This window comes from Aquipseudomonas alcaligenes NBRC 14159, from assembly GCF_000467105.1.
Classification (GTDB): Bacteria; Pseudomonadota; Gammaproteobacteria; order Pseudomonadales; family Pseudomonadaceae; genus Aquipseudomonas; species Aquipseudomonas alcaligenes.
This window is the reverse complement of sequence record NZ_BATI01000039.1, coordinates 1-13,762: the sequence shown is the minus strand read 5'-3', so window position 1 is coordinate 13,762 and position 13,762 is coordinate 1. Positions and strand designations below refer to the sequence as shown.

General features: G+C 66.3%; 11 protein-coding genes. 8 read left to right on the top strand and 3 right to left on the bottom strand.

The features are described from left to right. Window positions 1-8: 8 nt before the first annotated feature. The 5 genes from PA6_RS18885 to PA6_RS18865 are packed head-to-tail and all read left to right on the top strand — an operon-like array spanning window position 9 to window position 4,501. Complete coding sequence (locus tag PA6_RS18885) at window positions 9-1,982, top strand: heme lyase CcmF/NrfE family subunit (RefSeq protein ID WP_081694020.1); 1,974 nt, start codon at window positions 9-11, stop codon at window positions 1,980-1,982. Beyond that, window positions 1,979-2,512 (top strand): DsbE family thiol:disulfide interchange protein, encoded by a 534-nt coding sequence (locus PA6_RS18880; RefSeq protein WP_021702571.1) that lies wholly within the window; start codon window positions 1,979-1,981, stop codon window positions 2,510-2,512. Before PA6_RS18885 ends, PA6_RS18880 begins: the two co-directional genes overlap by 4 nt. Then, a complete protein-coding gene (locus tag PA6_RS18875) occupies window positions 2,509-2,991 on the top strand; it encodes a cytochrome c-type biogenesis protein (RefSeq protein ID WP_021702570.1) in 483 nt (160 codons plus the stop codon). The genes PA6_RS18880 and PA6_RS18875 overlap by 4 nt, the downstream gene beginning before the upstream one ends. Then, a complete protein-coding gene (ccmI, locus tag PA6_RS18870) occupies window positions 2,991-4,187 on the top strand; it encodes a c-type cytochrome biogenesis protein CcmI (protein WP_021702569.1) in 1,197 nt (398 codons plus the stop codon). Before PA6_RS18875 ends, ccmI begins: the two co-directional genes overlap by 1 nt. Next, window positions 4,184-4,501 (top strand): hypothetical protein, encoded by a 318-nt coding sequence (locus PA6_RS18865; protein ID WP_021702568.1) that lies wholly within the window; start codon window positions 4,184-4,186, stop codon window positions 4,499-4,501. Before ccmI ends, PA6_RS18865 begins: the two co-directional genes overlap by 4 nt. Here the strand turns inward: PA6_RS18865 and PA6_RS18860 are convergent. Further along, entirely contained in the window at window positions 4,498-5,112 is a 615-nt protein-coding gene (locus PA6_RS18860; protein ID WP_021702567.1) for an HD domain-containing protein, read from the bottom strand. The two genes, PA6_RS18865 and PA6_RS18860, sit on opposite strands and share 4 nt — an antisense overlap. Before the next feature lie 174 nt (window positions 5,113-5,286). Here PA6_RS18860 and smc point away from each other — a divergent pair, with 174 nt between their 5' ends. From smc to ligA, 3 genes are all read left to right on the top strand, one after another. After that, window positions 5,287-8,775, top strand: coding sequence for a chromosome segregation protein SMC (gene smc / locus PA6_RS18855; protein WP_021702566.1), 3,489 nt, complete (start codon window positions 5,287-5,289; stop codon window positions 8,773-8,775). Window positions 8,776-8,949: 174 nt separating this feature from the next. Then, entirely contained in the window at window positions 8,950-9,762 is an 813-nt protein-coding gene (zipA, locus tag PA6_RS18850) for a cell division protein ZipA (protein ID WP_021702565.1), read from the top strand. Window positions 9,763-9,830: 68 nt separating this feature from the next. Further along, window positions 9,831-12,188, top strand: coding sequence for an NAD-dependent DNA ligase LigA (ligA, locus tag PA6_RS18845; RefSeq protein ID WP_021702564.1), 2,358 nt, complete (start codon window positions 9,831-9,833; stop codon window positions 12,186-12,188). Window positions 12,189-12,224: 36 nt separating this feature from the next. Here ligA and PA6_RS18840 read toward each other — a convergent pair whose 3' ends face one another. Next, window positions 12,225-12,533, bottom strand: coding sequence for a TRL-like family protein (locus tag PA6_RS18840; RefSeq protein ID WP_021702563.1), 309 nt, complete (start codon window positions 12,531-12,533; stop codon window positions 12,225-12,227). Between the two features lie 129 nt (window positions 12,534-12,662). Beyond that, on the bottom strand, window positions 12,663-13,538 hold the full coding sequence (locus PA6_RS18835) for a response regulator transcription factor (RefSeq protein ID WP_021702562.1): 876 nt from the start codon (window positions 13,536-13,538) through the stop codon (window positions 12,663-12,665). Window positions 13,539-13,762: the final 224 nt, after the last annotated feature.

Sequence of the window (13,762 nt, the reverse complement as noted above, 5' to 3'; positions counted from 1 at the left end):
CCGCTCTGATGATTCCGGAGTTGGGCCACCTGGCCCTGATCCTCGCCCTGTGCCTGGCCGTGGTACAGGCCACGCTGCCGCTGGTGGGCGCCTGGCTGGGCGACCGTCAGTGGATGGGCCTGGCCCAGCCGGCGGCCTGGGGCCAGTTCGCCATGCTGGCGTTCTCCTTCGCCTGCCTGACCTGGGCCTTCATGGCCGACGACTTTTCCGTCGCCTATGTGGCCAACAACTCCAACAGCGCCTTGCCCTGGTATTACAAGTTCAGTGCGGTATGGGGTGCCCACGAGGGCTCGCTGCTGCTGTGGGCACTGATCCTCGGCGGCTGGACCTTCGCCGTGGCGATCTTCTCGCGCCAGCTGCCGGAAGTGATGCTGGCCCGCGTGCTGGCCGTGATGGGCATGATCAGTGTCGGCTTCCTGCTGTTCCTGATCGTCACCTCCAACCCTTTCGAACGCCTGCTGCCGAACAGCCCGGCCGATGGCCGCGACCTCAACCCGCTGCTGCAGGACTTCGGCCTGATCGTCCACCCGCCGATGCTGTACATGGGCTATGTCGGCTTCTCGGTGGCCTTCGCCTTCGCCATCGCCGCCTTGCTCGGCGGGAAGTTGGACGCCGCCTGGGCGCGCTGGTCGCGGCCGTGGACCATCGTCGCCTGGGCCTTCCTCGGCGTCGGCATCGCCCTCGGCTCCTGGTGGGCCTACTACGAACTGGGCTGGGGCGGCTGGTGGTTCTGGGACCCGGTGGAGAACGCCTCGTTCATGCCCTGGCTGGTCGGCACCGCGCTGATCCACTCGCTGGCGGTCACCGAGAAGCGTGGCGTGTTCAAGAGCTGGACCGTGCTGCTGGCCATCGCCGCGTTTTCCCTGAGCCTGCTCGGTACCTTCCTGGTGCGCTCCGGCGTGCTCACCTCGGTGCATGCCTTCGCCAACGATCCTGAGCGCGGCGTGTTCATCCTGGTGTTCCTGCTGATTGTGGTCGGCAGTTCGCTGGCGCTGTTCGCCGTGCGTGCGCCGGTGGTCAAGAGCCAGGTCGGCTTTGCCCTGTGGTCACGCGAGACCTTCCTGCTGGCCAACAACCTGGTGCTGGTGGTGGCCGCCGCGATGATCCTGCTCGGCACGCTCTATCCGCTGGTGCTGGATGCCCTCAGCGGCGCCAAGCTGTCGGTCGGCCCGCCTTACTTCAATGCCCTGTTCGTACCGCTGATGGCCCTGCTGATGCTGGTGCTGGCGGTGGGCGTGATGGTGCGCTGGAAGGACACCCCGGTGAAATGGCTGACCGGCATGCTCACTCCGGTGCTGATCGGCGCGGTGGTGCTGGGCTTCCTCGCCAGCTGGGCCTTCGGCGATTTCCACTGGAGCGTGCTGGCGGTGTTCCTGCTGGCCTTCTGGGTGCTGCTGGCCGGCGTCCGCGACCTGCTCGACAAGTGCCGCCACAAGGGCCTGTTCAAGGGCATGCGCAGCCTGTCCAGCAGCTACTGGGGCATGCAGCTGGCGCACCTCGGCATTGCCGCCTGCGCCATCGGTGTGGTGCTGGTCAGCCATGGCAGCGCCGAGCGCGACCTGCGCCTGGCGCCGGGCGAGTCGCTGGAGCTGGGCGGCTATCGGTTCGTCTTCGAAGGCGCCGAGCATTTCGAAGGCCCCAACTTCACCTCGGATAAGGGCACCGTACGGGTGCTGGAGGACGGCGAGGAAGTCGCCGTGCTGCACCCGGAGAAGCGTCTGTACACCGTGCAGCAGATGCCGATGACCGAGGCGGGCATCGACGCCGGCTTCACCCGTGACCTCTACGTCGCCCTCGGCGAGCCGCTGGAGAACGGGGCCTGGGCCGTACGCGTGCACATCAAGCCCTATGTGCGCTGGATCTGGCTGGGCGGCCTGATGATGGGCCTGGGCGGCCTGCTGGCAGCCTTCGACCCGCGCTACCGGGTCAAGGTGCGTAGCCGCGTACGCGATGTGCTGGGCATGAAGGAGGCCGCTGCATGAAACGTCTGATCCTGCTGCTGCCGCTGGCGCTGTTCCTCGGCGTGGCGGTATTCCTCTATCGCGGCCTGTTCCTCAATCCGCAGGAGCTGCCTTCGGCACTGATCGACAAGCCGTTGCCGGCCTTCAGCCTGCCGGACCTGAAGGACGAACAGCGCCTGATCACCGAGAAGGAGCTCAAGGGGCCGGCCCTGGTCAACGTCTGGGCCACCTGGTGTCCGACCTGCAAGGCCGAGCACCAGATGCTCAATCAGCTGGCCAAGGCCGGCGTGGTGATCCATGGCGTCAACTACAAGGACGACAGCGTGGCCGCGCGTCAGTGGCTCAAGGACTACCTCGATCCCTACCAGGTCAATGTCGCCGACCCGCAAGGCTCGCTGGGCATCAACCTGGGCGTGTATGGCGCGCCCGAGACTTTCCTGATCGATGCCCAGGGCATCATCCGCCACAAGTACGTCGGCGCCATCGATGAGCGCGTCTGGCGCGAGGAACTGGCGCCGCGCTACCAGGCGCTGCTGGAGAGCAAACCGTGAAGCGCCTGTTGATCGCCTGCCTGCTCGGCCTGAGCCTGGTCGGTGTGGCCCGTGCCGCCATCGACACCTACGAGTTCAAGGACGAGGTGGAGCGCGAGCGCTTCCGCAGCCTCACCGAGGAACTGCGTTGCCCCAAGTGCCAGAACCAGAACATCGCCGACTCCAACGCACCGATCGCCACCGACCTGCGCCGCGAGATCTACCGCATGCTCGACGATGGCCGTAGCGACAAGGAAATCGTCGATTTCCTGGTGATGCGCTATGGCGATTTCGTCATGTACAAGCCTCCGCTGGACAGCCGCACCTGGCTGCTCTGGTACGGCCCCTTCGGCCTGCTGGGCCTGGGCGCTATCGTGCTGTGCGTGCTGGTACTGCGGCGCCGCAAGGTAGAGAAGGCGCCCGCGCAGGTCGCCCTGAGCAAGGCTGAACGTGAGCGCCTCGACGCGCTGCTGAAAGAAAACCGGGATACCCAAGACTGATGATCGAATTCTGGCTCGCCGTCGGCCTGCTTCTGCTGGTCGGTACGGCTTTTCTACTGGTTCCCGTGCTGCGCGGTCGTCGCGCCCAGGCCGAGGAAGATCGCACCGCGCTGAATGTCGCCCTGTACCAGGAACGTCTGGCCGAGCTCACTGCCCAGCGCGAGGCGGGCACCCTGACCGTCGAGCAGTTCGACGCCGGGCAGGCCGAGGCGGCGCGCGAGCTGCTGGCCGATACCGAGGGTGCGGGCCCGGGCCGCGGGCTGCGCCTGGGCAAGGCGTTGCCCCTGCTGCTGGCGCTGGCGCTGCCGGTACTGGCCTTCGGCCTTTACTGGCACTGGGGCGCCAGCCAGCAGCTGGCGGCCATGCAGGAGCAGCCGTCGATGCAGCAGATGGCCGCTCGACTGGAGCAGGCGGTCAAGGACAACCCGGATTCGGCCGAGGCCTGGTATTTCCTCGGGCGTCTGTACATGGGCGAGGGCCGTGCGGCCGAGGCGGCCAAGGCCTTCGAACAGGTCATCCGGGTGGCCGGGCGCGAGCCCGAGCTGCTCGGGCAGTGGGCTCAGGCCCTGTACTTCTCCGGCAGCAAGCAGTGGAGCGCGCAGCTCCAGGCGCTGACCGACGAGGCCCTGCGCCAGGACCCCAACGAAGTCACCAGCCTCGGCCTGCTCGGCATTGCCGCCTTCGAGGACCAGCGTTTCGCCGATGCGGTGGGCTACTGGCAGCGCCTGCTGGCGCAGATGCCGGCGGATGATCCGTCGCGCAGCTCGATCGAGAGTGGCATCGCCCAGGCCCGTGAGCAGGCGCAGGCGGCCGGGCAGTCGCTGCCGGAGGCCGTGGTCAACAAGTCCATGGCGGTGATTCGGGTCAGCGTCGACCTGGCGCCCGAGGTCAAGGCCAAGGTGCAGCCGGGCGATGCGGTGTTCGTCTTCGCCCGCGCCGCTTCCGGCCCGCCCATGCCGCTGGCGGTCAAGCGCCTGACGGTGGCGGACCTACCGGCCCAGGTCGAGTTGAGCGATGCCGACGCGATGATGGCGCAGCTCAAGCTGTCCAGCTTCCCCGAAATACAGCTGGTCGCGCGCATTTCGCGCAGCGGCGTGGCCACCCAGGGCGAGTGGGTCGGCCGTGGTCAGCCGATTGCCAGCTCCACCCGTGATGCGCAGACGCTGCTGATCGACAGCCCGGAGCAGGCCCAGTGAACCGTGCATGGCTGGTTCTGACGCTGCTGGCGCTCGGCGGCTGTACCCTGCAGCCCGGCATTGCTACCAGGCCGGACGAGCCGGTGCGCCAGCAGAGCCATCCGCGCTACGCGCCGCCGCCCGGCGGCAACGCCTACTGGGACCCGGCGCTGGGCGTGTACGTGATCCAGGGCAGCAGCAAGCTGTACTACCGCGAGCGCGTCTACTACCGCTGGAACCGCGGCTGGACCTGGGCCAGCAACCCCGGCGGCCCCTGGCAGCCCACCGACAGCAGCGGCGTGCCGGTCGGACTGGGCCGCACTTTCAGCAACTAGCTTTCCAGCTGCGCCAACGCCGCCTGCAGATTGCGCCGTGCCGGTGCCTCCCATAGCGCCGCCAGCGGCGCGTGGTGGTACAGCGCGGGCATGGCCAGCAGCTGGCGCAGCAGCTTGGCGCGGCCGGCGCGGAACAGCGGCTCCGGCACCCAGGCGTATTCGCAGCGCACGGCGGCTTCGTAACAGGCGTAGACGGTCTCAGCGCTGGCCAGAATCGACAGGTCGATATCCACCACCAGCGCCGCGTCGCTGCCCGTCGGTGGCTGCTGATGGCAGGTGGCGAGGATCATCGCGCGCAGGGCCGGCGCCCGCTCGCCCAGGCCTGCGTCTTCCAGCCACTGGCAGGCACGCGCGGCGCTGGCTGCCTCGTTGTCCTGGCGGCGGGTGTCGTAGACCAGGTCGTGGCTCCACAGCGCCAGTTCCACCAGCGCGGCATCGACGGCCAGGTGGCGCCAGCGCTGCAGATGGGCCAGGCAGGCTTCGATATGCGTGGCGCCGTGGTAGTGGCGATCCGCGGCGCCATAGGCGGCGTCCAGTTCTGCAAAGCTACCGGCCGGGGCCGTGCCGCCGAGTTCCTGCCAGAGCGCCTGCCAGCTTGTTGCCGAGAGCATCCTTCACCTCGCCAGAGTCGGGGCGCCCAGCATAGCGCGGCATGCTCTTGGCCGCGAAAAACCCTGTGATACACTCGCGCGACTTCCCGTTTCACCCCTTATCTCAAGGATTTCCATGCACTTTATGGCAGCGGACAGCCCCGTTCTGCGCAGCTCCCGTCCGGAGTTCCCGGCATGCGCCTGAAGTGCATCAAGCTGGCGGGCTTCAAGTCCTTCGTCGACCCCACCACGGTCAGCTTTCCCAGCAACATGGCGGCGGTGGTCGGCCCCAACGGTTGCGGCAAGTCCAACATCATCGACGCCGTACGCTGGGTGATGGGCGAGAGTTCGGCGAAGAACCTTCGCGGCGAGTCGATGACCGACGTCATCTTCAACGGCTCCAACACCCGCAAGCCGGTGACCCAGGCCTCCATCGAGCTGATCTTCGACAACTCCGACGGCAGCCTGATCGGCGAGTACGCGGCGTTCGCCGAGATCTCCATCCGCCGCCGGGTGACCCGCGACGGACAGAACACCTACTTCCTCAACGGCACCAAGTGCCGTCGCCGCGACATCACCGACATCTTCCTGGGAACAGGCCTGGGGCCGCGCAGCTACTCGATCATCGAGCAGGGCATGATCTCCAAGCTGATCGAGGCCAAGCCCGAGGATCTGCGGAATTTCATCGAGGAAGCCGCCGGCATCTCCAAGTACAAGGAGCGCCGCCGCGAGACCGAGAGCCGCATTCGTCGCACCCAGGAGAACCTGGCGCGCCTGACCGACCTGCGCGAGGAGCTGGAGCGCCAGCTCGAGCGCCTGCACCGCCAGGCCCAGGCCGCCGAGAAGTACCAGGAATACAAGGCCGAGGAGCGCCAGCTCAAGGCGCAGCTAGCGGCCCTGCGTTGGCAGACGCTGAACCTGCAGGTGGGTAGCCGCGAGCAGGTGATCGGCGACCAGGAAGTGGCCTACGAGGCCCTGGTGGCCGAGCAGCGCAGCGCCGACGCGAGCATCGAGCGCCTGCGCGACGGTCACCACGAGCTGTCCGAACGCTTCAACCAGGTGCAGGCGCGCTTCTATTCGGTGGGCGGCGATATCGCCCGGGTCGAGCAGAGCATCCAGCACGGCCAGCAGCGCTTGCGCCAGCTGCAGGACGACCTCAACGAGGCCGAGCGTGCGCGCCTGGAGACCGAATCGCACCTGGGCCATGACCGCACGCTGCTAGCGACCCTGGCGGAAGAGCTGGCCATGCTCGAACCCGAGCAGGAGCTGACCAGCGCCGCTGCCGAGGAATCCGCTGCCGCCCTGGAAGAGGCTGAAAGCGCCATGCATGGCTGGCAGGAGCAGTGGGAAGGCTTCAACCAGCGCAGCGCCGAGCCGCGCCGCCAGGCCGAGGTGCAGCAGTCGCGTATCGCCCAGCTGGAGCAGAGCCTGGAGCGTCTGGCCGAGCGCCAGCGCCGTCTGGCCGACGAATTGGCCCAGTTGGCAGCCGATCCGGAAGACGCCGCGATTCTCGAGCTGTCCGAACAGCTGGCCGCCAGCGAGCTGCAGCTGGAAGACCTGCATGCCGCCGAAGCAGGCCAGGCCGAACGCCTCGAACAGTTGCGTGGCGAGCTGCAGCAGGCCACACAGGCCCAGCAGCAGGCCCAGGGCGAACTGCAGCGGCTGAATGGCCGCATCGCCTCGCTGGAGGCCCTGCAGCAGGCCGCGCTGAACCCGGGCAAGGGCGCCGCCGACTGGTTGCGCGAACACCAGCTGAACAACCGTCCGCGCCTGGCCGAAGGCCTGCGCGTGGAGAGCGGCTGGGAGCTGGCGGTGGAAACGGTGTTGGGCGCCGATCTGCAGGCCGTGCTGCTGGATGATTTCAACGGCCTGAACCTGGGCGGCTTCGATCAGGGCGAACTGCGCCTGATCAACCCGCAGGCCGGCGGCGCGCGCATTGCCGGCAGTCTGCTGGACAAGGTCGAGGCCAGCATCGACCTGGCGCCCTGGCTGGGCAAGGTGCGCCCGGTGGAGAACCTGGACCAGGCCCTGGCCCAGCGCCTGCAGCTGGGCGATGGCGAGTCGCTGATCAGCCGCGATGGCTACTGGGTCGGCCGACAGTTCCTGCGTGTGCGGCGCGCCAGCGAGGCCGAGAGCGGCGTGCTGGCGCGTGGCCAGGAGTTGGAACGACTGCAGGCCGAGCGTGATGAACGCGAGGCGGCCCTGGCCGATCTGGACGAGCGCCTGCAGCAGTTGCAGGCCGGCCAGCGCCAACAGGAAGAGGTGCGTGAGCAACAGCGCCGCCTGGTCCAGGACGAAGCACGTCGCCAGGGCGAGCTGAAGGCCAGACTCTCCGCCGGCCAGGCCAAGGCTGAGCAATTGGCGCTGCGCCGTCGCCGTCTGGACGAAGAGCAGGGCGAGGCCGCCGAGCAGCGCGAGCTGGAGCAGGAGCAACTGGGCGAGGCGCGTCTGGTGCTGCAGGACGCGCTGGACGCCATGGCTACCGATACCGAGCAGCGCGAGCAGCTGCTGGCCACTCGTGACCAGCTGCGCGAGCGGCTCGACCGGGTGCGCCAGGAGGCGCGCCAGCACAAGGATCACGCCCACCAGCTGGCCGTGCGCCTGGGTTCGATCAAGGCCCAGCACGAGTCCACGCGCCAGGCGCTGGAGCGTCTGGAGCTGCAGTTCGAGCGCGCCATCGAGCGCCGCGAGCAGCTCTCGCTGAACCTGGAGGAGGGCGCCGCGCCGCTGGAAGAGCTGCGCATGAAGCTCGAAGAGCTGCTGGAGAAGCGCATGGGCGTGGAGGACGAGCTCAAGCTCGCCCGTCTGGCCCTGGAAGATGCCGACCGCGAGCTGCGTGATGCCGAGAAGCGGCGCAGCCAGGCCGAGCAGCAGGCGCAACTGCTGCGCGGCCAGCTGGAGCAGCAACGCATGGACTGGCAGGGCCTCAACGTGCGGCGCAAGGCCCTGCAGGACCAGCTTCTGGAAGACGGCTACGACCTGCACGGGGTGCTCGCCACCCTGCCCAGCGACGCCAGCGAGGCGGCCTGGGACCAGCAGCTGGAACAGCTGGCCGGGCGCATCGCCCGTCTCGGCGCGATCAACCTGGCGGCGATCGACGAGTACCAGCAGCAGTCCGAGCGCAAACGCTACCTGGATGCGCAGAACGCCGACCTGGTGGAGGCGCTGGAGACCCTGGAAAACGTCATCCGCAAGATCGACAAGGAAACCCGCAACCGCTTCAAGGAGACCTTCGATCAGATCAATGCCGGCCTGCAGGCGCTGTTCCCAAAGGTCTTCGGCGGCGGCCATGCCTACCTGGAGCTGACCGGCGAGGACCTGCTGGACACCGGCGTGGCGATCATGGCGCGCCCGCCGGGCAAGAAGAACAGCACCATCCACCTGCTGTCCGGCGGCGAGAAGGCGCTGACCGCGCTGGCCCTGGTGTTCGCCATCTTCAAGCTGAATCCGGCGCCGTTCTGCATGCTCGACGAAGTGGATGCGCCGCTCGACGATGCCAACGTCGGCCGCTATGCCCGGCTGGTCAAGGAAATGTCGGAGACGGTGCAGTTCATCTATATCACCCACAACAAGATCGCCATGGAGATGGCCGATCAGCTGATGGGTGTGACCATGCACGAGCCGGGTTGCTCGCGCCTGGTGGCGGTGGATGTCGAGGAGGCGATGACCCTGGTGGAGGCCTGAAAAATCAGGAAATGCCTTGCGACGGTGCACATTTACCGTTCGTCGTGCTAGCTTAGGCCTCACTTTTGTTACACGCGAAAATCACCTGTAAAAACATACAGTTGTTCGCGTTCCAAAGGGGCAGGAAGCCCTTATTTTCATTACATTTTCATCGTTCAGGGGTTTGGGAGTTTCATGGAGCTGCGCTATTGGCTGATCGTCATTGGTGTCATCGTTATCGTCGGCATTCTGTTTGACGGCTGGCGCCGCATGCGGGGCGGTAGCGGCAAGCTGAAGTTCAAGCTCGACCACAGCTTCAGCAACCTGCCCGACGACGATTCCGATCCCGACCTGCTGGGCCCGTCGCGGGTCATCGATCGCAAACGCGAACCCGAATTCAACGAAGCCGATATGCCCACCGTCAGCGCCAGCGAGCTCAATCGCAAGCGCAACCTCGAGCCGAAGCAGGGTGACCTGGGGCTGGATGCCGACGAGCCGGTGCCGACCCTGCTGACGCCGGTCGAAGACGAAGACGAGCCGCACAACGCCAAATCGAGCAAGGAGCAACTGCCGGTCGAGGAAGTGCTGGTGATCAACGTGATCGCCCGCGACGCCGAGGGCTTCAAGGGGCCGGCGCTGCTGCAGAACATCCTGGAGAGCGGCCTGCGTTTCGGTGAGATGGACATCTTCCACCGCCACGAGAGCATGGCCGGCAACGGCGAAGTGCTGTTCTCCATGGCCAACGGCGTCAAACCGGGCACCTTCGATCTGGACGACTTCGAACTGTTCTACACCCCGGCGGTGAGTTTCTTCCTCGGCCTGCCGGGCCCGCGCCATCCGAAGCAGGCCTTCGACGTGATGATCGCCGCCGCGCGCAAGCTCGCTCATGAGCTCAATGGTGAGCTGAAGGACGACCAGCGCAGCGTGATGACCGCGCAGACCATCGAGCACTATCGCCAGCGTATCGTCGAGTTCGAGCGCAAGAAGCAGCTCGCCGGCAAACGCTAAGCGCTCCAGCTTACGCAATCCCAAGAGCAGCCTAGGCTGCTCTTGTCGTTTTCCAGGACCCACACAGCATGACCGACGCCGCCCAACGCATTGCCGCACTTCGTGCCGAACTGGATGAGCACAACTACCGCTATTATGTACTGGACGAGCCCAGCGTGCCGGATGCCGAGTACGACCGCCTGTTCCGCGAGCTGCAGGCACTGGAAGCCGAACACCCCGAACTGGTGACGCCGGAGTCGCCGACCCAGCGCGTGGGTGGCGAGGCGCTCAGCGCCTTCGGCGAGGTGCGCCACGAGGTGCCCATGCTCAGCCTGGGCAATGGCTTCGAGGAGGAGGACCTGCGCGCCTTCGACCGCAGCGTGCAGGGTGGCCTCGGCCTCTCTGGCGGCGACTTGTTCGGTGGCGGCGCCGAGGTGGAATACAGCTGCGAGCCCAAGCTCGATGGCCTGGCGGTCAGCCTGCTGTACCGCGACGGCCAGCTGGTGCGCGGTGCCACCCGTGGCGATGGCAGCACCGGCGAGGACATCAGCGCCAATGTGCGCACCATTCGCAACGTGCCGCTGAAGCTCAAGGGCGAGGGCTGGCCGGCTGTTCTGGAAGTACGCGGCGAGGTCTACATGCCCAGGGCCGGCTTCGACGAGCTGAATGCGCGCCAGGCCGAGAGCGGTGCCAAGAGCTTCGCCAACCCGCGCAATGCGGCCGCCGGCAGCCTGCGCCAGCTCGATCCGAAGATCACCGCCAGCCGCCCGCTGGAGTTCTGCTGCTACGGGGTCGGTCAGGTCAGCGGCGAGCTGCCGGCCACCCAGGTCGGCATGCTCGAACAGCTCAAGGCCTGGGGCGTGCCGATCAGCCGCGAGCTGAAGCTGGCGCGCGGCATCGAGCAGTGCCTGGCCTACTACCGCGATATCGGTGAGCGGCGCATGGCACTGCCCTATGACATCGACGGCGTGGTATTCAAGGTCAACAACATCGAGGACCAGCAGCAGCTCGGTTTCCGTGCGCGCACCCCGCACTGGGCGCTGGCCCACAAGTTCCCCGCCCAGGAAGAGCTCACCGAGCTGCTCGATGTGGAGTTCCAGGTCGGCCGCACCGGCGCCGTCACCCCGGTGGCGCGCCTGAAGCCGGTCAAGGTGGCCGGCGTCACCGTCTCCAACGCCACCCTGCACAACATGGACGAGGTCGCGCGCCTGGGGCTGATGATCGGCGACACCGTGATCATCCGCCGCGCCGGCGACGTGATTCCGCAGGTGATGCAGGTGGTGGCCGAGCGTCGCCCGGCCGATGCCCGCCCGGTGCATGTGCCCGAGCAGTGCCCGGTGTGTGGCTCGGCCGTCGAGCGCACCCAGCTGGTCAAGCGCAGCAAGGGCCGCGAGACCACCAGCGAGGGTTCGGTCTACCGCTGCGTCGGTCGCCTGTCCTGCGCTGCCCAGCTCAAGCAGGCGATCATCCACTTCGCCTCGCGCCGTGCCCTGGACATCGAGGGCCTGGGCGACAAGATCGTCGAGCAACTGGTGGATACCGGCCTGGTGGCCTCGCCAGCCGATCTCTACACCCTGACCTACGAGCAGGTGGTGGTGCTGGAAGGCTTCGCCGACCTGTCCACGCGCAACCTGCTGGCGGCAATCCGCGATAGCGCCAGGCCGACTCTGGCGCGCTTCATCTACGCCCTGGGCATCCCGGATGTGGGCGAGGAAACCGCCAAGCTGCTGGCCCGCGCGCTGGGCTCGCTGGTGCGCATCCGTGTGGCGCTGCCGGAGGTGCTGACCTACCTGCCGGACGTCGGTCTGGAAGTGGCCTCGGAGATCCGCAACTTCTTCGACGACGCGCACAACCTCAAGGTCATCGATGACCTGCTGGCCCGTGGCATCGAGCTGCAGGAGGAGGGTGACCTCAGTCCCGAGTTCTCCGCCTGCGCGACCCTGGCGGGCTTCATCGACAAGCTCAACATCCCCTTCATCGCCGCCACCGGCGCGGAGAAGCTGGCGGCCAGGTTCGGTAGCCTGCAGGGGGTGATCTCGGCTGACTGGCTGGACCTGCGCCAGGTCGAACGCCTCAACGAGAAAGCCGCCAAGTCGCTGCGCGATTTCTTCGACATCCCGGCCAATGCCGAGCGCGCCGCTCTTATCGAGGCTCAGCTGCGTGAGTTCGGCATGCACTGGGCAAGCGAGAAGAAGGTGGTGGAGGGCTTGCCCTTGGCAGGACAGACCTGGGTGCTGACCGGCACGCTGGAGGCTATGAGCCGCGATGTCGGCAAGGAGAAGCTGGAGAGCCTGGGTGCCAAGGTGGCGGGTTCGGTATCGGCGAAGACCGCCTGCGTGGTGGCGGGGCCGGGTGCCGGCTCCAAGCTGGCCAAGGCCAACGAGCTGGGCGTGAAGGTGATGGACGAAGCGGAGTTTCTGGCGCTGCTGGCCGGCTACGGGCGCTGAGCGAGGAGGCCCCGGCGAATGCCGGGGCCCAGGCCATTACTGACCGGTGACGTTGACGCAGGTCTTGCCGTAGAAGGGGTAGAAGCCCTTGGTGTGGTAGTCGGCGGTAGCCACGGTGGAGATGCTGCCGTTGGCCTTGGCGGCCTCGATGGAGGCGTCACCTTTGTTGATCAGGCCGATGATGGTGGTGGCGCAGGAGGTGCCCTGCTTGCCGCCCTGGGCGGTGGTAGCGGTGATCGGGCCTTTCACGTCGGTGATCAGGCCGACACCGACCGGCGACAGGCCGTTGGCGCAGCCGCTCAGCAGGGTGGCGAAGGCAGTGGCAGTCAGAATACGTTTCAGCATGATGTAGCATCCTTGGCTTTTTAATACGACCCGGCCCAATACCGGGCTCCGCGTCACATTAACCAAGGTGTGGCTGCGGAGCAAACGCACGTGCCCGCAGCGATGACTGGTTCAAATTTCGTTGGCCTGTCAGGAGTTGGCACGCAGTTCCAGGCTCCCTTCCTGCAGTGAGGCACCGGAAAGTGCCGGTAATGGGTTGCGTCCGGCGTCGCGATATTCGCTGGGTGTACAGCCCAAGGCTTGCTTGAACGCGCGGGCGAAGTAGGAGGGGTCCTTGAAGCCTGCCTCGTAGCCAATACTGGTGACTGGCATCTGGCTATTGCCCAGCAGCTCCTTGGCCAGGTCCATGCGTTTGCGCAGCACGTATTCCATGAAGCCGAGTCCGTACACTTCCTTGAACAGCCGGGAGAAACGGAAGGGCGTCATGCCGCAGCGCTGGGCCAGATCCTTCTGATCGATACCTTCGCGGTAGTGCTGGTCGATATAGGCGATCGCCTTGTGCAGGGCCTGATGCTTCTGGTGTTCCTTGGTCAGTCGAATGCTCTCGGGCAGGATGTCGCAACGCTCGACAGGAGGCTTGCGTGCATGGCTGTCTTCCTGCCAGCGCAGCTGGCAGAGCTGCTGTAGCGACTGCAGATAGCGGTTCCTGTCCCGGCTGCACAGCGGCAGTACCAGATACTCCCATACGCCTGAACGCATGGCCCAGACGGCCAGTTCCTCGGAGTGTTGCACGGTGAACATGGTGATGGGGATGGAGGGCGCGGTGCGCTTGACCTCCAGCAGCAGGTTCAGGCCAAGCGCATCGGGCCGGTCGAAGTGCATGCAGATCATGTCCGGCTGCTGTCCTGCATCGCGTGCAGGGACCCCGGACTCCTTTGCCAGGCGGCAATCACAAGCCAGGCGGAACTGTGCCATTAGCTCCTCGGTGGAGCGGTCGTGGGTTAGATCCAGCCACAATAGAACGGGTTTGCGCTGGTTGTTGGTATTGGCCGAGTTAGACTTCATTGACTTAGCTCTGCACGTTTTTGTGCTCCCCTGTGTGAGGAGTATTGTCAATGTGCCATCAGTACAAATACTGAATCGAAATATCGTCCGGGTGCTTAGTCTTGTTATGTTTTAAGCGACTCAGGCAATTGATTTATAAGCGCTCTCCTCGTAAAACCTGACCGCCTCTCGCGGCCCCACAGGGCTCCATCTGTCGCCTGAGAATCGTTTGCATGCCCTGAATC